At 73.5% G+C, this 21,667-nt stretch carries 22 protein-coding genes; 17 read left to right on the top strand and 5 right to left on the bottom strand.

Going from position 1 to position 21,667, the window contains the following annotated elements; genetic code table 11:
• Window positions 1–13 precede the first annotated feature (13 nt).
• The 13 genes from OG774_RS19500 to rfbA all read left to right on the top strand — a co-directional run bounded on the left by OG774_RS19500 (window position 14) and on the right by rfbA (window position 9,436).
• Window positions 14–934, top strand: coding sequence for a hypothetical protein (locus tag OG774_RS19500; protein ID WP_328303457.1), 921 nt, complete (start codon window positions 14–16; stop codon window positions 932–934).
• Window positions 927–2,222 (top strand): SRPBCC family protein, encoded by a 1,296-nt coding sequence (locus tag OG774_RS19495; RefSeq protein WP_328303455.1) that lies wholly within the window; start codon window positions 927–929, stop codon window positions 2,220–2,222. Before OG774_RS19500 ends, OG774_RS19495 begins: the two co-directional genes overlap by 8 nt.
• An 83-nt stretch (window positions 2,223–2,305) precedes the next feature.
• Window positions 2,306–2,689, top strand: a complete 384-nt coding sequence (gene gvpJ / locus OG774_RS19490) for a gas vesicle protein GvpJ (protein ID WP_274187273.1) — start codon at window positions 2,306–2,308, stop codon at window positions 2,687–2,689.
• Between the two features lie 10 nt (window positions 2,690–2,699).
• Complete coding sequence (locus OG774_RS19485) at window positions 2,700–3,506, top strand: GvpL/GvpF family gas vesicle protein (protein ID WP_328303450.1); 807 nt, start codon at window positions 2,700–2,702, stop codon at window positions 3,504–3,506.
• A gap of 13 nt (window positions 3,507–3,519) precedes the next feature.
• Window positions 3,520–3,753 (top strand): gas vesicle protein GvpG, encoded by a 234-nt coding sequence (locus tag OG774_RS19480; RefSeq protein WP_328303448.1) that lies wholly within the window; start codon window positions 3,520–3,522, stop codon window positions 3,751–3,753.
• A complete protein-coding gene (gvpO, locus tag OG774_RS19475) occupies window positions 3,750–4,919 on the top strand; it encodes a gas vesicle protein GvpO (protein ID WP_328303446.1) in 1,170 nt (389 codons plus the stop codon). Before OG774_RS19480 ends, gvpO begins: the two co-directional genes overlap by 4 nt.
• Window positions 4,920–4,959: 40 nt before the next feature.
• Window positions 4,960–5,514, top strand: coding sequence for a gas vesicle protein (locus OG774_RS19470; protein ID WP_328303444.1), 555 nt, complete (start codon window positions 4,960–4,962; stop codon window positions 5,512–5,514).
• Window positions 5,511–6,281, top strand: coding sequence for a GvpL/GvpF family gas vesicle protein (locus tag OG774_RS19465; protein WP_328303442.1), 771 nt, complete (start codon window positions 5,511–5,513; stop codon window positions 6,279–6,281). Before OG774_RS19470 ends, OG774_RS19465 begins: the two co-directional genes overlap by 4 nt.
• A complete protein-coding gene (locus tag OG774_RS19460) occupies window positions 6,278–6,586 on the top strand; it encodes a gas vesicle protein (RefSeq protein ID WP_442873891.1) in 309 nt (102 codons plus the stop codon). The genes OG774_RS19465 and OG774_RS19460 overlap by 4 nt, the downstream gene beginning before the upstream one ends.
• Window positions 6,579–6,866 (top strand): gas vesicle protein K, encoded by a 288-nt coding sequence (locus OG774_RS19455; protein ID WP_274196936.1) that lies wholly within the window; start codon window positions 6,579–6,581, stop codon window positions 6,864–6,866. The genes OG774_RS19460 and OG774_RS19455 overlap by 8 nt, the downstream gene beginning before the upstream one ends.
• A 65-nt stretch (window positions 6,867–6,931) precedes the next feature.
• Window positions 6,932–7,426: an Asp23/Gls24 family envelope stress response protein gene (locus OG774_RS19450; RefSeq protein WP_328303438.1), complete on the top strand. Its 495-nt coding sequence runs from the start codon at window positions 6,932–6,934 to the stop codon at window positions 7,424–7,426.
• A gap of 109 nt (window positions 7,427–7,535) precedes the next feature.
• Complete coding sequence (gene rfbB / locus OG774_RS19445; protein WP_328303436.1) at window positions 7,536–8,549, top strand: dTDP-glucose 4,6-dehydratase; 1,014 nt, start codon at window positions 7,536–7,538, stop codon at window positions 8,547–8,549.
• Window positions 8,546–9,436, top strand: coding sequence for a glucose-1-phosphate thymidylyltransferase RfbA (gene rfbA, locus OG774_RS19440; protein WP_328303434.1), 891 nt, complete (start codon window positions 8,546–8,548; stop codon window positions 9,434–9,436). The genes rfbB and rfbA overlap by 4 nt, the downstream gene beginning before the upstream one ends.
• On the opposite strand, the gene OG774_RS19435 is transcribed toward rfbA, so the two are convergent.
• The 3 genes from OG774_RS19435 to OG774_RS19425 form a co-directional block, all read right to left on the bottom strand.
• The gene (locus OG774_RS19435) at window positions 9,433–9,828 is read right to left on the bottom strand and encodes a DUF2267 domain-containing protein (RefSeq protein ID WP_328303432.1); all 396 of its coding nucleotides are present in this window, start codon (window positions 9,826–9,828) and stop codon (window positions 9,433–9,435) included. The two genes, rfbA and OG774_RS19435, sit on opposite strands and share 4 nt — an antisense overlap.
• Before the next feature lie 78 nt (window positions 9,829–9,906).
• Complete coding sequence (locus OG774_RS19430; RefSeq protein ID WP_274187262.1) at window positions 9,907–10,059, bottom strand: hypothetical protein; 153 nt, start codon at window positions 10,057–10,059, stop codon at window positions 9,907–9,909.
• A gap of 120 nt (window positions 10,060–10,179) precedes the next feature.
• Window positions 10,180–10,428: a hypothetical protein gene (locus tag OG774_RS19425; RefSeq protein ID WP_274187261.1), complete on the bottom strand. Its 249-nt coding sequence runs from the start codon at window positions 10,426–10,428 to the stop codon at window positions 10,180–10,182.
• Window positions 10,429–10,577: 149 nt separating this feature from the next.
• Here OG774_RS19425 and OG774_RS19420 point away from each other — a divergent pair, with 149 nt between their 5' ends.
• Both OG774_RS19420 and OG774_RS19415 read left to right on the top strand, forming a co-directional pair.
• Window positions 10,578–10,838, top strand: coding sequence for a hypothetical protein (locus OG774_RS19420; RefSeq protein ID WP_328303429.1), 261 nt, complete (start codon window positions 10,578–10,580; stop codon window positions 10,836–10,838).
• 94 nt (window positions 10,839–10,932) lie between these two features.
• Window positions 10,933–12,888: an aconitate hydratase gene (locus OG774_RS19415; protein ID WP_328303427.1), complete on the top strand. Its 1,956-nt coding sequence runs from the start codon at window positions 10,933–10,935 to the stop codon at window positions 12,886–12,888.
• On the opposite strand, the gene OG774_RS19410 is transcribed toward OG774_RS19415, so the two are convergent.
• Window positions 12,889–16,107 (bottom strand): arabinosyltransferase domain-containing protein, encoded by a 3,219-nt coding sequence (locus OG774_RS19410; RefSeq protein ID WP_328303424.1) that lies wholly within the window; start codon window positions 16,105–16,107, stop codon window positions 12,889–12,891.
• A gap of 155 nt (window positions 16,108–16,262) precedes the next feature.
• Between OG774_RS19410 and OG774_RS19405 the strand changes: the two genes are divergently transcribed.
• On the top strand, window positions 16,263–17,558 hold the full coding sequence (locus tag OG774_RS19405) for a lipopolysaccharide biosynthesis protein (RefSeq protein WP_328303422.1): 1,296 nt from the start codon (window positions 16,263–16,265) through the stop codon (window positions 17,556–17,558).
• Window positions 17,555–18,259, top strand: a complete 705-nt coding sequence (locus OG774_RS19400) for a class I SAM-dependent methyltransferase (RefSeq protein ID WP_328303420.1) — start codon at window positions 17,555–17,557, stop codon at window positions 18,257–18,259. Before OG774_RS19405 ends, OG774_RS19400 begins: the two co-directional genes overlap by 4 nt.
• A 22-nt stretch (window positions 18,260–18,281) precedes the next feature.
• Here the strand turns inward: OG774_RS19400 and OG774_RS19395 are convergent, their stop codons facing one another.
• Complete coding sequence (locus OG774_RS19395; RefSeq protein WP_328303418.1) at window positions 18,282–21,632, bottom strand: arabinosyltransferase domain-containing protein; 3,351 nt, start codon at window positions 21,630–21,632, stop codon at window positions 18,282–18,284.
• Between the last annotated feature and the right edge of the window lie 35 nt (window positions 21,633–21,667).

Genomic DNA, 21,667 nt, shown 5'->3' with positions numbered 1-21,667 from the left:
TCGGAGGTGCACGGTGCCCGGAACCGGCCTGAAATTGGCCCTCGCGGTCATCGGCGGCTATCTACTCGGTCGTACGAAGAAGATGAAGCTCGCCATCATGTTCGGCGCAGCGCTGGCCGGGAAGAAGATCTCCACCGATCCCGCCCAGCTGCTGGGGCAGGCCTCGAAGCTGATCCAGGCGTCACCCGAGCTCCAGAAGCTCGACAGTGCGGTGCGGGGTCGGCTGCTCGAGGCCGGCAAGGACGCCGCGCTGGCCGTCGCGAGCTCGCGCATGGAGGCCCTCACCGACAACCTGGTCAACCGGGTCGAGAACCTCGGCAAGCCGGCCGCGGACGCGGCGGGTGCGGCGACGCAGGCCGCGGGCCAGACCGCGGGTGCCGCCGGCGACGCCGTCGGCCAGGCCGGCGGCGCGGTCGGCGATGCCGCCGGGACGGCCGGGTCGGCCGTCGGTGGCGCGGTCAGCGGTGCCGGCGGCGCGGTCGGCAAGGCCGCGCGCGGAGGACGTCGTCGCAAGGCGGCTGCCGCCGAGGAGCCGGTCGACGACGGCGTGGACGCCGCCGACGAGATCGAGGACGTCGAGGACGTCGATGACGAGGTCGACGACACGGAGCAGTCCGGGTCGGACGAGGCCGTGGCCGAGACCGAGGAGGCCGACGAGCCCGAGGAGGCCCCCTCGCGGGCCCCGTCGCGTCGCCGGGCCTCGCGGCCGCCGTCGGCGTCGTCGAAGAGCTCCGGCAGCGGCTCGTCGGGCAGCGGCTCGACCAGCAGCGACACCGGCCAGGAGCGTCGTCGTCGTTCGTCGTCGGGCGCGTCGTCCGACGACAGCGCGAACCGCACCAGCAACGGCTCGACGCGTCGGACGTCGTCGGGGTCGCGCAGCAAGGCAGCGGCCGGCTCCGGCTCGCGCCGTGGATCGGGGAAGCGCGATGACTGAGTCCACGACAGACCCGCGGGCGGCCTCGAACGGTCAGGTCCCGCACGACGACGAGGGCGGGTCCGGCTCGTCGATCACCGATGTGCTGCCCGTCGACCGTCTCAAGCAGGCGGCGCAGACGCTGCTGAAGACGGCCACCGACAAGGCCGTCAACGCCGCCCTCGACCAGGTCGAGGGCCTCACCGGCCGGCTCACCGACGTCGCCGAGAACGGCGGGGTCGGCCTCTCGGCCGCCCTCGGCGGCGGCCAGTCAATGATGCAGGGCGGGAGCGCCGTGGGCGGCGCACTGAAGGGTGGGCTGTCCGCGGTGAAGGACAAGGTCACGGGAGCGCTCGGCATCGGCGGCGGGGACGACGACGACGAGGGTGACGAGGACGGCAGCGGAAGCGGTGGCGGCAGCGGCAGCACCGGCCGCGGCAAGTTCAAGTTCATGAACATCTACGAGGTCCAGGACGTCGGGGTCCCGCTGCGCGTGGCCTACGACCAGTGGACCCAGATGGCGGACTTCCCGAGCTTCATGAAGAAGGTCGAGACGGTCAATCAGGAGTCCGACGAGAAGGTCGTCTGGACCGCGAAGGTGTTCTGGTCGCGTCGTTCCTGGGAGACGACTATCCGCGAACAGGTCCCGGATAGCCACATTCTGTGGGTGTCGTCGGGAGCAAAGGGTTCCGCGGACGGGATCGTGACGTTCAGTGAACTCGCGCCGAACCTGACGCGCATCGTCCTGATCATGGAGTACTACCCGCAGGGCTTCTTCGAGAAGACGGGGAACCTCTGGCGTGCGGTCGGGCGTCGTGCCCGGCTCGAGTTCAAGCACTTCTGCCGTCACGTCATGATGGACACGCTGATCAACCGCGAGGAGCTCGAGGGCTGGCGCGGCGAGATCCGCGACAGCGAGGTCGTCAAGACCCACGAGGAAGCCCTCGAGGAGGAGCAGCGGGCGGCCGAGGAGGACGAGGAGCTCGAGGAGCTCGAGGACTCCGAGGAGGGCGAGGACGGCGAGCTCGCCGACGAGGACCTCGACGAGGACGAGGACGTCGACGACGACCTCGTGGCCGAGGACGAGGACGCCGACGAGGACGCCGACGAGGACGCCGACGAGGACCTCGATGAGCTCGAGGACGAGGCGGACGAGGACGAGCTCGACGACGAGCTCGAGGACGAGGCCGAGGAGGACGTCGACGACGACCTCCCGGAGGACGCCGAGGACGAGGCCGCGGAGGACGCCCCCGCCGAGGAGGACGACCGCCCGCGTCGTCGCTCGCGGCGCCAGCGCACTCCGGCCTGATCGACGGCCGATCGACGCCCACGACGGGTCCCGGTCCCCGGGGCCCGTCGTGGGCGATCCGCACAGGGAGGAAGTGAGACAGCGTGACGATCAGCCAGCAATCGGGCGGCGGCGTCCAGAAGGCACCCCAGGGCGGGCTCGCCGAGGTCCTCGACCTCATCCTCGACAAGGGCCTCGTGATCGATGCGTTCGTCAAGGTGTCGCTGGTCGGCATCGAGCTGATCACCATCGACGCCCGGATCGTCGTGGCGAGTGTCGACACCTATCTGAAGTTCGCCGAGGCCACCAACCGCCTCGACCTGCACCAGAAGGGTGGCAAGGACCTCGGGGAGTTCATGGGCGGCCTCACCGAGGGCGCCACCGAGGGCGGCGCGAAGGGCAAGACCAAGGGGGTGCTCGACGCCGGCAAGGAGAAGTGGGACGAGGTCCGCGGCGAGCGCCAGCAGAGCAAGCGCGAGAAGGCGTGAGGGGGCCGAGGTGACCACGACGGAGGACTCCACCAAGTCCCGGAGCACGACCCGCGGGTCCTACATCTACGGCATCGTCCCGGCGGGGATGCGTATCCCCGACGGGCTCGAGCCGATCCCGCACGGCGACGAGGACGGCGAGCTGGGTCTCGTCACCGAGGGCGAGCTCGCGGCGGTCGTCAGCGACGTGTCGGCCGACCGCCCCCTGGGCACCCGGCGCGACCTGATGGCGCACGAGGCCGTCCTCAACGCGATCGCGCAGGAGGTGCCGGTGCTCCCGATGCGTTTCGGGGCGGTCGTCACCGACGACGACGCGGTCGCCGACGAGCTGCTGAAGCCGCACCAGGACTACTTCCTGCGCGCGCTCGACCAGCTCCGCGGCCACCTCGAGTTCCGGCTGCGCGGCGACTACAACCAGGACGTCATCCTCACCCGCATCGTCCAGTCGGATCCCCGTATCCAGCAGCTGCGGGAGAAGATCGCCGGGGTCAGCGAGGACGCGAGCTACTACGACCGCATCCAGCTCGGCGAGTCGATCTCGAAGGCGATGGACCAGCTGCGGCAGGAGGACGCGCAGGCCACGGTCGACGCGCTCTCGAAGTTCGCGGTGGCGACCGAGGTCAAGGAGGCGGGCGGCGAGAACGGGGCCGTGCACCTGGCGTTCCTCGTGAAGACCGACGGGCGTGACGATTTCGAGCAGGCCGTCGATGACCTGGGCAACGCCTGGGCCGGGCGGGTCGAGCTGCGGCTCATCGGGCCCACGGCGGCCTTCGACTTCCTGCCCGAGTTCGAAGCGCCTCCCGAGGCCCAGGCCTGAGGGCCGGCGCATCGTGGGTTTCTTCACCGAGCTGCTGCTCCTGCCCCTCGCCCCGGTCCGCGGGGTGGCCTGGGTCGGCGAGAAGATCGCCGACCAGGTCGACCACCAGATGAACGACCCCGCCGTCATCCGCGCGCAGATCGACGAGCTGGACGCCGCGTTCGACCGCGGTGAGATCAGCGAGAACGAACGGGACGAGCAGCAGAGTGTCCTGCTGCAGCGCCTCGTGGGCGGGGGTGGGGCGTGACGCGGTCCGCCGACGTCACCGAGGACGACGACGCCCCGCGCGTCACCGATCAGGAACGGCCCCGCCGCCGACGTTCGGCGGCGTCCGGGGATTCCGGGGAGGACGCGCCGAAGCGACGTCGGTCGAACGGGGACGCGACCCCCTCGGAGTCCTCGGCCTCGGAGTCGGCCGAGGACAAACCGCGTCGCCGGCGCCGGACGTCCGAGACGACGTCCGGGTCCGACGAGGAGCGCCCTCGTAGGCGTCGGCGCCCGGAGGGCGAGGCGGAGGGCGAGCGGCCGCGACGTCGTCGGTCGTCCGAGGCGTCGAGTGGCTCCGACGAGGAGCGTCCGAAGCGGCGCCGGACGTCGGAGGCCTCGAGTGGCTCCGACGAGGAGCGTCCGAAGCGGCGCCGGACATCGGAGGCCTCGACCGGCTCCGACGAGGAGCGCCCGAAGCGGCGCCGGACGTCCGACGGCGGGAACGGCACCGCGGGATCGGACGACGAGCGCCCGCGCCGTCGGCGCCGGACCGAGGAGGACGGCGACTCGGCCCCGGACCAGGAACGACCCCGTCGTCGGCGTCGGCCCGCCGCCGAGGAGGCCCCGGCGGACTCCGGTGGGGACGAGGAGCGTCCGCGCCGTCGGCGCCGTCCGGAGGGCGAGCAGGAACGCCCCCGCCGCCGTCGCGCGGAGGACACCACGGACGACGCCGCCGACGACGCCGACGACACCGCTGAGGACGCCGTGGAGGACGCGGCCGAACCGGAGGAGATCGAGGAGCCGGAGGACCTGGACGACGTCGACGACGACGTCGAGGACGAGCCCGAGGACCTGGACGACGCCGAGGATCTCGACGACGCCGAGGACGTCGACGAGCCCGAGGACGTCGACGAGCCCGAACCCGAGCCCGAACCGGCGCCCAAGAAGCCCATCCCCGCTCGCAAGATCGCCCGCTACGCGGCGGAGCAGGTGATGGAGATGAGCGGCAAGGAAAGCGAGTCGATCACCTCGGTGCGCCGCACCGACGAGGGCTACGTCGTGGGCCTGGAGGTGGTGGAGAGCCACCGGATCCCCGAGTCCACCGACATTCTGGCGATCTACGAGGCCGAGATGGACGAGGACGGCGAGCTGATCAGCTACAAACGGCTGAAGCGCTACACACGGGGCCGCGGCGACGACGAGTGACGGCGCGACGCGAGCCGGGGGGACACGAGAGGGAGTGACCATGAGCGACCCGGTGCGCTGGACCGGGCAGATGCCGTCCGCCCCGAACCAGGCCGGCGGCCGCCAGCCGGCGGCCCAGGGCGGCGGCGACGGCACGAACCTCGCCGACATCCTCGAGCGGGTCCTCGACAAGGGCATCGTCATCGCCGGCGACGTCCAGATCAACCTGCTCGACATCGAGCTGCTGACGATCAAGCTCCGGCTCATCGTGGCGTCGGTCGACCGGGCCAAGGAGATGGGCATCGACTGGTGGGAGCGCGACCCCACCCTCTCCTCGGGCCACAGCGAGCTCGAACAGGAGAACCGCCGGCTGCGGGAGCGCCTCGAGGCGCTGGAGGGCCGCAACGGACAGGCGGCCCTCGAGGGCGACGACGAGTCCGACGACGCCGAGGGCCTGGACGACGAGGCCGACGACGAGGGCGAGCTGGTCGACGCCGAGATCGTCGACGACACCGAGGAGCCCGAACCCCAGCCCGCGCGCCGGCCGAAGCAGACGGCGCGACAGGGCGGCGGGGGGAAGGCCGCGCCGCGCCGACGTCGGAAGGCGGAGGAATGAGCGACACGCTGACCTACGTCTACGCCGTCGCCCGCGACGTCGACCCCGCCGCCGTGGCGGGGATCGAGGGCCTCGGCGGCCGTCCCGTCCGGACGGTCGAGCACCGCGGCGTGACGGCCGTGGTGAGCGACGCCGACCGCGCCGAGTTCCAGGAACGGGCGCTCGAGGAGCGCCTGGAGGACCTCGAGTGGCTGGCCGCGACCGCCCGGGCGCACCACCACGTCGTCGACACCCTCGGGCGCGACCACCTCGTGGCGCCGCTCGGGCTGGCCACCGTCTACTTCGACGACGAGCGGGTGCGGGCGGTGCTCGAGGAGAGCGCCGAGACCTTCTCCGCGGTGCTCGACCGTCTCGACGGACGCGCCGAGTGGGGTCTCAAGGTCTACGCCCGCAAGGGCCGCCCGGACGCGGCCGAGGCGGAGGCCGAGAAGCCGCGGTCGGGTGCGGACTACCTCCGTCAGCGCCGCAAGGCCCTGCGCGAGGGCGACACGACGCTCGAGGACGCCCGCCGGGCCGCCGGCGAGGTGGACGCGGCCGCGTCGGCCCTCGCCGCCGCCACCCGGAGCCACCGTCTGCAGGACGCGCAGCTGTCGGGGCAGTCCGACCCGATGGTCCTCAACCAGGCCTACCTGCTGCCGGTCGAGCGGGCCGACGAGCTCCGCGCCGTCGTCGCCTCCTACCAGGACCACCCGAAGATGCGGGTCGAGCTCACCGGGCCCTGGGTCCCCTACTCCTTCGCCGCCGCCGCGGAGGGGTCGGCGCCGTGACGGGCCCGTCCTCGGGAGAGCTCGAGCCACGGGCGACGTCGCTGTTCGGGGACGAGGAGGTCGCGCTGGTCGACCTGCTCGACCGGCTGCTCGCCGGCGGTGTCGTGCTCGTCGGCGACCTGACGATCTCGCTCGCCGGGGTCGACCTCGTACGCATCTCGCTCCGGGCGCTGGTCATGTCGATCGCGCCGGTGGAGCGGCAGGGCACGCTGGCGGAGCGGGCCGAACGGGGCGACACGCCGCGGAACGGAGCCGCCGCGCCGAGGGCCCTGACGGCTCGGGAGCTGGAGCCGGGCGATGAGTGAGCGGGCGAACCGCATCGAGATCGACAAGGACGAGGTCCGCCGGGACCTCATGAAGCTGGTGCTCACGATCGTTGAGCTCCTGCGCCAGCTCATGGAGCGGCAGGCGATCCGGCGCGTCGACCAGGGCGACCTCACCGAGCAGGAGGAGGAGGACCTCGGCACCTCGCTGATGCTGCTGGCGGAGGCGATGGACGAGCTCACCGAGCAGTTCGGGCTCACGGCGGACGACCTCAACCTGGATCTCGGACCGCTGGGCCCGCTCCTGCCGCGCGACCGCTGACCGCGGTGCCCGATCGTGCGGACGGGATCGGACTCCGCCGGGACGAGGCGGGGTACTCGGGGCACATGACCAGCGCCGAGCGTCCGAGCAGCACCCCCTCCAGCCCCACGCCGACGGCCACGTCGGTCGGCGGCGCCGGCGCCGTCGGCGACCCGACCGCCGTCGACGGCACCACCGAGGTGCTGCCCTCGGTGGTCCAGAAGGTGACGGCGTTCTCGGCGCGCGAGATCCCGGGTGTCGTCGCGCTCGGAGCGAGCTCCTCCCGCGCCGTCGGGGCGGTGCGCCAGACGCTCACGGGGAGCACCGAGAACACCGCGGGCGTCCGCGTCGAGCTCGAGAACCAGACGGCCCGCATCGGGCTGGACGTCGAGATCGAGTACGGCGTCGGGGCCCGCGAGCTCGTCCGCGCGCTGCGTCGCCACGTGCCGAAGGCCGTCGAGGAGATCGCCGGCGTCACCGTCGTCGAGCTCAACGTCGTCATCACCGACGTGCACCTGCCCGGCGGCGACGACGTCGACGCCGGTGCGACGCCGCCCCCGCCGCCGGCCGCGACGCTGTAGCGGCCCCCGCGCCGGGAGGGCGGGCCCGGCTCCGCCGGTGGTCGTGGCAGCATCGGGCGTCGACCAGCCCGGCACGCCGGGCGCGCGCGACGACCAGGGGAGGCCACCGGTGGCGACCGTGCTCGTGACCGGCGCGGCCGGGTTCATCGGCTCGAACGTGGTGCGGTACTGGCGGCGCGAGCACCCGGGGGACCGGGTGGTGGCGCTGGACGCGCTGACCTACGCCGGGGTGCGCGAGAACGTCGAAGGTCTCGACGGTGTGGAGTTCGTGCACGGTTCGATCGCGAACACCGAGCTCGTGGAGCACCTGCTGCGGGCGTACGGGGTGGACGTGGTGGTCAACCTCGCCGCGGAGTCGCACAACAGCCTGGCGATCCTGCGGCCCGGGGACTTCTTCGCCACCAACGTGATGGGCACCCAGGGTCTGCTCGAGGCGGTCCACCGGGTCGGGGTGGGCCGGTTCCACCACATCTCCACCTGCGAGGTCTACGGCGACCTGCCCCTCGACGTCGACGAGTCGTTCACCGAGGAGTCGCCGTACCGGCCGCGGACGCCCTACAACGCGGCGAAGGCGGGCGGCGACCACGTGGTGCGGGCCTACGGGCTCACCTACGACGTGCCGATCAGCATCACCAACTGCGCCAACAACTACGGCCCCTTCCAGTTCCCGGAGAAGGTGATCCCGTTGTTCACCACGCGGGCGCTGGCCGGTGAGCCGCTGCCGCTGTACGCGTCGACGAAGAACCGCCGGGAGTGGCTGCACGTCGACGACCACGCCGCGGCGATCGACGCGGTGGTCCACCACGGCCGGGTGGGCGAGACCTACAACGTCGGCTCCGGGCACGAGGTCGACGTCGAGGGCATCGCCGACGCCGTCCTGGGCGCCCTGGGTCTCGGGCCGGACCTCAAGACGATCGTCCCGGACCGCCCGTCGCACGACCGCCGCTACCTGCTCGACTCCACCAAGCTGCGCTCGGAGCTGGGGTGGGCCCCGCGGATCGGGTGGGACGAGGGCATCGCGGCGACCGTCGACTGGTACCGGACCCACGAGGACTGGTGGCGCCCGCTGCTCGGCCGGGCGCCGGTCATCGAGGGTGCCGGCGCGGACTGGGGCCGCTCGTGAAGGGGATCGTGCTCGCCGGCGGCTCCGGCTCGCGGCTGCACCCGGTGACCCGGGCGGTGTCCAAGCAGCTGCTGCCCGTCTACGACAAGCCGATGATCTACTACCCGATCTCGGTGCTGCTCCTGGCCGGGGTCCGCGACATCCTCGTGATCTCGACCCCGGTGGACCTGCCGGCGTTCCGGCGGCTGCTCGGTGACGGCAGCGAGCTCGGGGTGCGCTTCGACTACGCCGAGCAGGCCGCGCCGAACGGGCTCGCCGAGGCGTTCCTCATCGGCGCCGACCACGTCGGCGACGACACCGCCGCCCTGGTGCTGGGCGACAACATCTTCCACGGCCAGGGCTTCGCGACGGTCCTGGCCGACCAGGTCGCCCGCCTGGAGGCGGAGAAGGGCTGCGTGCTGTTCGGCTACCCGGTGCGCGACCCCGGCCGCTACGGCGTCGGGGAGGCCGACGAGACCGGCCGGCTGCTCTCGATCGAGGAGAAGCCCGCGGCGCCGCGGAGCAACCGCGCCATCACCGGGTTGTACTTCTACGACAACGACGTTCTCGACATCGCGCGCACCCTGACCCCGTCGGCGCGGGGCGAGCTGGAGATCACCGACGTCAACCAGGCGTACGTGGCCCGCGGCGACGCCCGCCTGATCGACCTCGGCCGCGGCTTCGCCTGGCTCGACACCGGCACCCACGAGTCGCTCATCGAGGCCAGCCTCTACGTCCAGGTCCTCGAGCACCGCCAGGGCGTGCGCTTCGCGTGCCTCGAGGAGATCGCGCTGGCCAAGGGTTGGATCACCCCCGACCAGGCGCATCTCCTCGGCGAGCGACAGGCCAGCTCCGGCTACGGCGCCTACGTCATGGACGTCGCGCGCCGCGCCGGAGCGACCGTCTAGTGCTTCTCGACCGGCTCGGTGCCGAGGAAGTCCTGGTAGTCCTTCGGGAGCTGGCTGGTGAAGTTCTGCCACTCGCCGTCGGTGAGCGCGGTCTCGAGGCCCTTGGCGATCGAGCGCGCGTGCTGACGGGCCTGGGCCACGGTGACGCCCTCGCCCTCCTGCTCGGCGATCCGCTGGTAGAAGGTGTCGACGTCGAAACGCTCGCCGCCGCCTTCGTTGGGCAGCGCGTCGGCCAGGGAACCGGGGAGCTGGGAGGCCAGGTCCTTGGCCTCACCGCCCTCGAGCCGCTGCCCGAGGACGGTCAGCGTGGCCTTCACGGCGCGCTCGGCGCTGCGGTTGTCCGGGAGACCGAGGCTCTCCTTGACCGCGGACACGAACTCGTGCTCCTGCATCGTTCTCCTCTCGTGACGGTGTCGTCACGAGGTGGGTGCCCAGCACCCGGAGCCGCGCACACGTCGCGGCGGCACGGCCTAGAAGAGGGCCCGGAAGAAGTCCACGATGGACTCGGCGAAGCCGGCGAGGATCGTCAGGATGCTGGTGACCGTCGCCGCCGCGGTCGCGGGCGAGTCGATGATCCAGAACAGCACGAGGGCCAATGCGAGCAGCCCCAACACCCGTTGCATGCTGCACACGGTAGTCACGAGAGCAACATCCGTCACTACCAGTGCGGCGGGCGGCAGTCACGTTCATTCGGACGGGACACGCCGATGCGCTGATCAGCGCAGGTCACGGACCTGGTCGGCTCACGCGTCGTCGAGTCGGGCGGCGAGGCCGCGGTTCAGCTCGGACACCTCGAGGGTGCGGGGACCCTCGGAGAACGTCACCGACGCGATGACGCCGTAGTTGACCAGGACGACCTGGTTGTCGGCGAACGCGTAGCGGTGCACCTCGCCCTCGTTGATGATCTCCGTGAACCGCGCGACGACCGCGCCGAGGTCCTCCTCGAATTTCAGCGTCAGGGGAATCTGCGGCACCGACACGTAAACGGTCACGTTCGTCCTCCACCTCGATCCGTCCGGCGGCGGTGAATTGCGCCGGACGCCACATCGAAAATGCTCCGAGTGCCACGCGTGAGAACCACGGCGGCCACCGATCCTAGATCGGGAGACCCCACCGCGGGTCCCGACGGGGAGGACGTGTCATGGAGATCGATGGCGTCGAGGTCTTCGAGGAGCAGGAGGACTACGGCTATTCCTGGCACTGGGACGACCCGCGCGGATTCCAGTCCGAGATTCTGTGGCAGCGGGAGGTCGGGCACCTGAGCCTGGGGACGCGACAGATTCCCGGCGGCTGGGTCCACAACAGGCTCGACCCGAATGCCTGGGGCAGCGCCCGGACGATCTACGAGGCCCGCCAGGTCGTCGAGGCCTACGTGACGAAGGCGGCGGCCAAGCCGGCCTGACACCGAGCCCGCACACGTCGTCCACCCGATGCAGCGTCTCCGCGCTGATCGGGTACCCGAGGGGCCACCGCCGCCGCCCCCTCGGGAGTTCCGCATGCCCCACGGAGTCGCCCACCAGCTCATCGCGTCCCACCTTGTCGACGGGGAGATGACGCCCGGCGAGGAGATCGCCCTGCGCATCGACCAGACCCTGACGCAGGACGCGACGGGGACGCTCGTGATGCAGGAACTGGAGTCGCTGGGGCTCGAACGCGCCCGGACCGAGGTGTCCGTGCAGTACGTCGACCACAACCTGCTCCAGGCCGACGAGAAGAACGCCGAGGACCACGCCTACCTGCGCTCGGCCGCCCGGCGCTTCGGGCTCTGGTACTCCCAGCCCGGCAACGGCGTCTCGCACCCGACGCACATGCAGCGTTTCGGGGCGCCGGGCAAGACGATGATCGGCTCCGACTCGCACACCCCGGCCTGCGGCTCGCTCGGCATGCTCGCCATCGGCGTCGGCGGGCTCGAGGTGGCGCTGGCGATCACCGGGAAGCCGCTGACCATCCGGATGCCCGAGATCTGGGGCGTCGAGCTCACCGGCGAGCTGCCCCCGTGGTGCTCGGCCAAGGACGTCGTCCTCGAGATGCTCCGCCGCCACGGCACCAAGGGCGGCACCAACCGCATCATCGAGTACCACGGGCCTGCGCTGGCGACGCTCACGGCGATGGACCGCCACGTCATCGCCAACATGGGCGCCGAGCTCGGGGCGACGACCACCGTGTTCCCGGCCGACGACGAGGTGCGCCGCTTCCTCGCGGGCGAGGACCGCGAGGACGACTTCACCGAGCTGCTCGCCGAGGAGGGCACCGAGTACGACGTCACCGAGTCGATCGACCTCTCGGAGCTCGAGCCGCTCATCGCCCAGCCGTCGTCGCCGGCCAACGTCGTCCCCGTGCGCGAGGTGGCCGGGACGCCGGTCGGGCAGGTGGTCATCGGGTCGTCGGCGAACCCGGGGCTGCGGGACTTCGCCATCGCCGCCCGCATGGTCGACGGCCGCCAGACCCACCACGGCGTCAGCTTCGACGTGAACCCGACGTCGCGGCCGATCCTCGTCGACCTCACCCGCTGGGGCGGGACGACCTCGTTGATCGCGGCGGGCGCCCGCATCCACCAGTCGGGCTGCATGGGCTGCATCGGGATGGGCCAGGCGCCCGCCCCCGGCACGAACTCCCTGCGGACCTTCCCCCGCAACTTCCCCGGACGCTCCGGCGCCGGCAAGGACGACCGGGTCTGGCTGTGCTCGCCCGAGACCGCGGCGGCCAGCGCGCTGCGCGGTGAGATCACCGATCCCCGCGAGCTCGCCGAGGAGCTCGGCCTCACCTGGGGCGACCTGGACCTCCCCGAGCCCACCGTCATCCCCGACATGCTCGAGGAGCCGCCGCCGGAGGAGGAGGCGAAGAACGAGGAGCTGGTCAAGGGCCCGAACATCTCCGGGCTGCCGGAGTTCGACCGGTTCCCCGACTCCTTCGAGGTGCCGGTGCTCCTCGCGGTCGGCGACGACATCTCCACCGACGACATCTCCCCGGCCGGCGCGGAGGCCCTGCCCTACCGCTCGAACATCCCGAAGCTCGCGCAGTTCGCCTTCATCCGGATCGACCCCGACTACCCGGCGAACGCCGAGGAGATCAAGGACTCGACCGGCCACGCGATCGTCGGCGGCGCGAACTACGGCCAGGGGTCGTCCCGCGAGCACGCCGCGATCTGTCCGCGCTACCTCGGCCTGCGCGTGGTGATCGCGGAGTCCTTCGCCCGCATCCACTGGCAGAACCTGGCCAACTTCGGGATCCTCGCGCTCGAGTTCGGGGACGAGGGCGAGCGCCCGAAGATCGACCAGGGCGCGACCCTGTCGTTCGAGAACGTGCACGAGCAGCTGCAGCAGGGGCACGAGGTGACCGGCCGGGTGGACGGGACCGAGTACACCTTCCGTCACCAGCTCTCGGACCGGCAGGTGGCCATGGTGCTCGCCGGCGGGCTGATCCGGCAGCTCGCGGAGGGTCAGGAGAGCTGATCAGGGCAGGCCGGAGACGGTCTCCCGCCGCCGGATGAGCTCGAAGCCGTCCGACGGGTAGGGCTGGCGGTACTCGAGGACCCACAGGTCGTCGACCTCGTCGCCGGCGTCGCGGAAGCGCGTGGTGAGCCGGGTGACGTCGGCCTCGCGATGGGTGTGGCCCAGGAGGCCGCCCCGCTCGGGCTCGAACGTCCAGTCCGCCAGCGCGTTCCGGGGCGTCTCGCCGTAGGCGATCGCGGCGGCCGCCGGCTCGGTGATGCCCGCCTGCTGGCGCGGCTGGCGCACGCCGGGGAACAGCGACTTCATCTGCCACGCGACCCCGACGGCGCGGTCGGCCGGGAGGAACTCGGGCAGCGGCACCCAGCGCCGCACCGTCGGTCCGGTGAACGCGAGCCAGCCGCCGGTGGTGGTGCTGTCGTCGACCGCCACCAGCCGGACGACCTCCGCGCCCGGCGGCGGGGCGGCCTCGTCGACGAGGGGCACGGTGCGCCACTCGACGGAGCTGTCCGGGTCGCCGATCAGCCGCTCGCCCACCGGGACGAACCCCGAGGGGTCCGCCCGCCCGTACTCGGCGCGCAGAGACACGCCGTCGCCGAGACGGCCGGACACGGAGACGGCCAGGCCGGCGTCCGGCGACGATGGCGGGAGCCGGTACCAGTCCGTAATGAACGTGCCGCGGCGTGAGTCCGCGTTCGCGCCCGGCGCGGGCACCAGGAAGCTGCCGAACACCGGCACGTCCGGCTCCAGGCCCGGAGGGGGCGGGCTGGTGGGGAGGTAGGCGCCGGCGACGAAGGCCTCGGTGCCGGCCGCCGTGGCGGGGGGTGTGGCGGGCGGGAGGGCCTGAGCGCTCCCGGGGTCCAGGACGTCGATCTGGTGGGCCATCCCCGAGCGGGTCGCGCCCGGGTCGTTCCAGGCGTCGACCTGGGGTGACCACGTCGACGACGTCAGCACCGCCGCGCGGGCGAAGTCGCCGACCATCCAGACGGTGAACGTGAGCAGGAAGACCACGGCCAGCACGGGCGTCGCCACGCCGAGCGCGAGCCGTCGCCACCCCGGCGCCCAGCGCGCGGCGGCGGCGGCCACGGCGACGGCGACCCCGGCGAGCGCGAGGGCCCACCAGAGCGGCTGGTCGAACTCGATGCCCCGCACCGAGGGGAAGTCGCCGTAAGCCGGCATCCCGAGGCCCCGGTCGTAGGGCCACATGTCCCGGCCGTGCCAGGCGAGGGCGAAGACGAGGACCGCCGAGAGCGCCGCGGCCGCCAGGGTCGCCTGCGGGACCGGCCGCTCCCGGTCGAGCCGCGCGAGGAGTGGTGGACCGTCCACGAGGACCAGGGCCAGGAACACCGCCCCGAGCCCGGCCAGGGCGCCGAAGTGGTGGGTCGGGGCGCTGGGGGTGGGCAGGAGCAGGACGAAGGCGAGGATCGCGGTCCACCCGGCGAACGGGAGTCGGAAGGGCACCACGAGGTCCCGGGCCCGGGCCGCCACGACCAGGACGAGGAACCACACGAGCATGAGCAGGCACACCAGGACGGCGGCCCGGCGGGCGTACGACCCGAAGTGCGACTCGGTGGTGAGGAGCGCCTCGTAGCGGGTGATCTCCTGGTACCAGGTGCCGGCCCGCTGGATGGGCGCGAAAATCTCCTGGGAGCGGACGAAGTCGCGGTAGGCGCCGTCGCCGAAGCCGAGCAGGCTCCCCACCGCGGCGGGGGCGAGCACCACCACCCATCGGCCCGCCACCGCCCACCAGCCACCGGGCCCCCGGCGGAACCAGCGCCACACGACCGGGGCTGCGGCCACCAGCGGCGCGAGCGCGACGAAGCCGGTCGGCGCGGCCATGAGGCCGGCGGAGCCGATCCCCACCGCGAGCCCCACCAGCGCCGGCCGGCGCCGCTCGATCCCTTCGACGACGGCGACCAGTGTCGCCAGGGCGAAGAAGGCGACGACGGGCTCCGGCCGGACGCCCATGTCGTAGGGCAGCCACCAGGCCAGGAACGCCGCGGCCGCCGCGAGCCGCGCCGCCGCGTGGGCCCACCGCCCCTGGCGCGTGCCCTCCCCGAGCAGGCGGGTGCGGGCGACGAACGACCGGACCAGGAACCACGTCCCGAGCCCGAGGACGAGGGCCGGGATGCGCAGCACCGTCGGCGCCATCCCGAAGGTCTCCTGCCACCACGAGAGGGCGTAGTACGGCCAGGAGAAGGGCGTGAAGCCCTGGTTGTCGAGCTGGTAGTAGTTCGGCACGTAGCCCGAGAAGGGCACGTTGGCCGCCATCGCGCTGTAGTAGCCGTCGTCGTCGGTCAGCGGCGCGAGGAACAGCCAGGCGAGCAGCGTCGCCGGCACCAGGGCGTCCACCACCCGTGGGCGCAGGCGCCGCATGCGTCCCCCCACGAGGGCGATCCACCGGGCGAGGGCCCCCGTCTCCGCCGGGCGCCGGTCGGTCCGGGGGCGCCGGACGGCCGTGACGGTCATCGCGACCGCACCGACCGCCAGCGCCGCGAGGATCGTCCCGATGAGCGCCCACTTGAGGGGCGCGGGGGAGTGGTCGAAGACGTTGTCGACCGTCATCCGGACGGAGAGGTCGTCGGGGGTGGCGTCCGGGAGGGCCGGCAGCGAGGTCCGGAGTGCGTCCACCTCGGGCAGCGCGGCGATCGGGGCGAGGTCCGGTTCCGACTCCGGCAGCACGTCCGGATCGGGCTCGGGCATGCGGCTCGGGGTGGTCGACACGGTCACGCCGTCGACGACGACGTGCATGGCCGCGGCGTCGCCACCGACGACGACGCGGCAGTCGCCCGCGGGCAGCGGGCCGGCGTAGAGGTCCTCGCCGCCGCTGCGGACGGTCACCCCGCCGTCGCGCGCTCTGACGGTCAGCGCCTCCGCGTCGGCGTCCGGCGACGTCGGACCCATCGTCGACAGGACGACCCCGTCGGGCGTCGCCGCCGCGGCCCGCGCGGCCCGGCAGCTGAAGCGGGCCTCGATGTCGATGGGCTCGTAGGCGGTGAGCATGAGCATCGTCGGCGCCGGGTCCCGGGGGTCGGCCGGCCAACGGACCTCGGGGACGCTCATCGAGACGGGGGCGATCGGCAGCAGGACGGCGCCGACGAGGGCCACGAGCCCCGCGACGACGGCCACCACCGAGGACCACGGGCGCGCGGGGCGGGGTCCCGGCCGGGCGGCGACGTCATCGGCCTCGGCGTACACCTCGGGCGGGGCCTCCGTGCTCACCAGCCGCCGCTCCTCTGTCGTGCCCGAGACCGGCACGGTAACCCGGCGCCCGGCCGGGCGAATCGCGGGGTGGGCCCGGCGGGTGGCGCACGGGGAGGGCGGGGTCGCGGGATACGCTGCCGGGCATCACAGCACCGAGTGAGGAGTCGCTCGCCGTGGGCGACCAGACGCCCGGCCGGGTCGGCGCCCGGAGGCTGGTCGGTGCGGCCGGTCTCGGCGTCCTGGTCTCCGGCCTGATCGTCAACGTCTATCTCGCGGTCGTGGCCCGTGCGCTCCCGCCCGCCGAGTACGCGACGTTCGGGTCGTTCTGGGCGCTCGCCCTCGTCGTGGGCTTCGGGGCCTTCCTGCCCCTCGAGCAGGAGCTCGCGCGGCGCCTGCCGTTGCCCGGCGACCGCCAGGCGCTCCTGCGCGCCGCGAGCGGCGCCGCCGCGGTGCTCGCCGGGATCGCGCTCGTGGTGCTCGTCGGGGCGCTGCCGATCATCTGGCGGTCGCTGGACGGCGACGTGTCCGTCCTGCTCGCCCTCGGGGCGCTGTGCGTCGTCTCCGCGGGCCAGTTCCTCGTGCGCGGCACCCTGATCGGCACCGACCGCCTCGTGCGCCACGCGGCGGTCATGGTGCTCGACGCGGTCCTGCGGCTCGGGTTCGCCGTCGGCGTCTTCATCGTGGGCGGCGCCGATGCGGCGGCGTTCTGCTGGGCGCTCGTGGCCGCGATCGTGCTGGCGCACCTGCCGCAGCTGCCCGCGGCGTGGCGGCGGGCCGTGGCCTGGGAGCGGCCGTTGTCCCCCGGGGCGCGCGCCGACCGGCCCTCGGTGCGCGGGCTGACCCGCGCCGCCATGCCGCTGCTGGTCGGCTCGGTGTGCGCGCAGCTGCTGCTCAACGGGCTGCCGGTCCTGGTGGTGGCCGAGGCCGGCGAGGCCAACGAGGCCGCGGCCGGCGTGTTCGTCGCCGCGTTCACCCTGGCCAAGGCGCCGTTGTCGATGGTCGTGCCCCTGCAGTCGGCCGTCGTCCCCACGCTGACCCGGCTGATCGCCGCGGACCGCAGGCGCGAGGTGGTCGTCCTGCTCGTGAAGGGCGTCGCCCTGCTCGGCGCCGTGGCGGCGATCGGCGTCCCGCTGGCCTTCTTCGTGGGCCCCTGGGTGGTGTCGCTCGTCTTCGGAGCCGACTACACGATCGGCGGCCTGGACCTCGCGATCATCCTCTGCGGGGTGCTCGCCCACATCGGGCTCGTCGTCGTCACCCAGGTCCACGTCGCCCGGGGTCGCCACCGCGACGTCGCGCTGAGCTGGACCGCGGGCCTCCTGACCGCCGGCGTCACGTTCTGGCTGGTCCCGGGTGTGATCCTCTCCGGTGAGGTCGCGTTCGGGGTCGGCAGCGCGGTGGGCGCGGTGGTCAGTGCCCTGATCCTGGCGGCCTCGCGCCGCCGTCCTGCCGAGGAGAGGAACGAGGCGTGAGCGCCGAGAGCACCGAGTACGACGAGCAGTACTACCAGGCCAACGGCCAGGCCGACGATCGTCCCGCGCTGCGCTGGTACACCCGTCTCGTGCGCCGCTACACCGCCGGCGGCCCGTACCTCGACTTCGGCTGCGGCACCGGGCACCTGGTGCGGCGTCTCTCCGCGCTCGGCCCGGCGGCGGGCTTCGAGATCTCCGAGTACTCGGCGCGCACCGCCCGCGCGAACGCGCCCGGTTCCACGGTCACCACCGATGTCGCCGAGCTCGCCGACGGCGCCTTCGGTGTGCTGACCGCGATCCACGTCCTCGAGCACCTCGACGACGAGGTGGCGTCGGAGACGCTCCGGACGTGGCGGCGCATCCTGCGGCCCGGCGGGTACGCCCTCGTCGTCATGCCCGACCCCGCCGGTCGCGGCCGGCGCCTGGCCGGCCAGGCGTGGATGGGGTTCGCCGATCCCACCCACATCAACCTCAAACCGCACGTCCAGTGGCGGGAGTTCCTCACCGACCACGGGTTCGTGGTGGAGCGCGAGGGCACCGACGGGCTCTGGGACGTGCCCTACGGCCGGCTGCCGAAGCTGCTCGACGCGGCGCGCTACGCCGTGCCCGCGTTCGCGCAGTTCCTGTCCGGGCGTCTCGTGCTCCCGGCGGGGTCCGGGGAGTCGTCGGTGTTCGTGATCCGCCGGCCCGCGGACGACTGATCGGCCCGATCGCTGCGGCGGCTCAGCCGCCCGCGGCGTCCGCGGCCTCCTGCTCGTCGATCGGCACCGACATCGTGGTGTTCGGTGCGGGGCTCCATCCGGACACGACCTCGCGGCGCGGGTCGACGCGGTAGGACGGCGCGAGCGGCACCAGGGGGTCGAGCCGGTAGACCTGGCCCGACGCCCCGTCGGGCGCGGGACGCAGCCGGGTGGTCAGCTCGGTGACCTCGGAGTCGCGCAGGCTCTGGGCGAACAGGCCGCCGCGGCCCGTCTGCCAGATGCCGTCGAAGCGGTAGGCCAGCGGGCGGTCGCCCCACACGACGCCCAATGTGGCCGGCTCGTTGATCCCGAGCGCCTGCACCGGCTTGCGCTGGCAGGGGAACAGGAACGAGTACTGCCAGCTCACGGCCGAGGCCTCGCCGGGCCTGCTGTAGTCCGCGAGCGTGGTCCAGCGCTGGACGGTCGGCGCGCTCACCGCGAGCCAGCCGCCGGGGGCGACCGAGGTGTCCTCCGCGACGAGCCGGAGCACGGTGGCGCCCGTCGGCGGGCCGTTCGCGTCCTCGAGGAGCTGCGAGCGCCAGATCGTCGAGTCCACGGAGTAGCCCTCGGTGTCGACGTCCAGGGCCTGGCCCCCGACCGGGACCACGACGCCGCCGAGCTCCCGGCCGTACTCGACCCGCAGCGTGTTGCCGTCGCCCGTGCGCCCGGACACCGACGTGGTCATCGCCGCGCCGGGCCGGTCGGCCGGGATCGCGTACCAGGGGGTGGAGAAGCCGCCCACGGTGCCGTCCGAGCCCGCGGAGACCCCGGGCCCGGACGCGGGGGGCACGAAGCTGCCCCAGGCCTCGGCGCCGGTGGCCGGCGGCGGGCTCGACGGGAACCAGCCGCCCGGCACGAACACCGACGTGCCGCCGGGCGGCGGCGCGAACAGGGAGGGCATCGGGGCGAGCGGGCGGGCCGTGGCCGGGTCGAGGACCTCGATCTGGCGGGCCGCGGCGCAGTCGCTCGCGAACGGGTCGCGCACCGCGTCGGCCCACGGCGAGTACCCGTCGGCGGTGCGGGCGGTGGCGAGCACGAAGCTGCCGACGAGGTACGTCGTCGACACCAGCAGCACCGCGGCCGCCGTGAGCGACACCGCGATCACCGGGGCCACGGGCCGCCACGAGGGCGCCCGCCGCCGGACCACGGCCACGGTCGCCGCCGTCAGGACCACCCCGCCGAGCAGCCACCACACCGGCTGGTCGAAGGAGAAGAACGCGACACGGGGCACCTGGAACGCGTCGGGCAGGCCGAGCATCCAGGAGTACGGCCAGTTGTGGTCGCCGTGGCCGGCGAGGGCGGCCAGGACCACCACGAGCAGTCCGACGCCGACCATCACCGGCAGCGGGGGCCGCCACGGGGACCGGTCGGGGGCATCCGGGTCCTCCGGTCCCTCCGGTGGCCGGGCGTCCCGCAGCAGCACCGGCGCGCCGACGACGACGAGCGCGATCACCGCCGGGCCGACGGTGGCGAGCGTGCCGAAGTGGTGGGTCCACTTGCTGGGGGTCAGCCACAGGAGGCCGAAGCCCAGCAGCAGGGTCCACCCGGCCGCCGCGAACCGCGGGGGCAGGCGCAGGCCGCGGCCGCGCGCGAGCGCCACGAGGGCGAGCAGGCAGCCCAGGGCGAGCACGCCGAGCAGGACGGGATACCGCTTGGCGTAGTTCCCCATCGGGCCGCCGTCGTCGAGCAGGAAGCTCCACCGGACGATCTCGGAGTACCAGGTCTCCTGCGCCTGCATCCCGAGGAAGATCTGCTGGGCGCGGACGAAGTCGCGCAGCGACCCGTCGGCGAACGCGAGCACGCTGACGAGCGCCCCGGGCGAGGCGAGGGCGACCACCGTCGCGACCCGGCGGGGCAGCGAGCCCACCTCGGCGAGCCGCCGCCACACCGCGGGCAGCAGCGCGAGCAGGGGCGCGAGGGCGACGAAGCCGGTCGGCGCCGCCGTGGCGCCGAAGGAGGCGACGCCGACGGCGAGCCCGGCGAGGAACCAGCGGTCGCGTTCGAGGGCGACCCGGAGGCACAGCAGGCTCGCGATCACGCTCGTGGCCACGACGGCCTCGGCGCGCACCCCGACGTCGTAGGGCAGCCACCAGGCGACGAACGCGACCGCCACGACCGCGTGCAGCGCGATCGCCCGCCCGCGTCCCGTCCCGGCGGGCAGCGCGCGGGCCACGTAGGCGCGCAGCAGGACCCAGCTCAGGAGCCCGAGCAGCAGGGCGGGGACACGCTGGACGACCGGGCTCAGGCCGGCGACGCCCTGCCACCACGAGAGCACGTAGTAGATCCACGTGAACGGGGTGAAGCCCTGGTTGTAGAGCTGGTAGTAGTTCGCGACGTAGCCGGTGTACGGCACGTTCCCGGCCATGGCGGCGTAGTAGCCGTCGTCGTCGCTCATCGGGCCGATGAAGGTCCACAGCACCAGCAGCGCCGGCACCGCCGCGTCGACCACCCGCGGGCGCGGCGCCCGCCACCCGCGGGGTCCCTCGAGGAGCCGCCCGACGGGCCGCGTCAGGCGTTCGCGCCACGAGCCCGTCCACGTCGTCCAGCCGGCGGGCTCCCAGCGCGCGGCGCGCACGGCCCGGTCGCGCTCGCGCAGCGCGGCGAGGACCACGCCGACAGCCACCAGCAGGAGGGCGGTCACGAGGGTCTTGAGGAACGTCGGGGACGTCGAGAACTGGTCGTCGACGGTGAGCCGGACGCCGAGCCCGGTGCCGCCCGGCCGGGGCGGCACCGAGGTGACCAGCGCGTCGACGTCGGGAACGGCCTCGGGTCCCGCCCGGCCGACGGGCCGGCCGTCGAGCGTGACCGTCATGCCGGTGAGGTCGCCGGTGATCGCGACCGCGCAGGGCCCCGGTGGGAGCGGCCCCTCCACGAGCGGGATCCCGCGGGACACGACGCTGAGCCGGTCGTCGCGCACGGTGGCGAGCAGCCCGACCTCGGCCGCGGGGGCGACCGGGGGGAGCGTCGCGAGCAGGAGGCCGTCGCCGGGCTCGCCGAGCGCGCGGCCCGTCCCGGCGGACGCGGCCGCCCGGATCGTGTCGCAGCCGGCCCGGACGTCGAGCGCGAGGGGACGCTGGGTCGTCAGCTGCAGGGCGGTCGGCCGGGGGTCCGCAGGTTCGAGCGGCCAGCTGACCTCGGGCTGGGAGACACTCACCGGGAGCAGCGGCAGCAGCGCCGCGCACACGAGCGCGAGGATCCCGGCGACGGTGGCGACCGCGGGCCACGAGGGCCGGCGCGCACGCCACCCGCCCTGGATGTCCGTCCCGTCGGGAGCGGATCCCTCGTCGGTGCGGCTCTCGTCGGCGGGGGACGAGGGCCGCGAGGTGGCGGTCACCGGGCGGGCTCCCGAGTCGGTCGGTGGATGACGCA

It is taken from the genome of Actinomycetospora sp. NBC_00405, from assembly GCF_036044095.1.
In the GTDB taxonomy this organism is placed as follows: domain Bacteria; phylum Actinomycetota; class Actinomycetes; order Mycobacteriales; family Pseudonocardiaceae; genus Actinomycetospora; species Actinomycetospora callitridis.
Note: the sequence above shows the minus strand (reverse complement) of the source record. Positions and strands in the feature narration are given on the sequence as shown.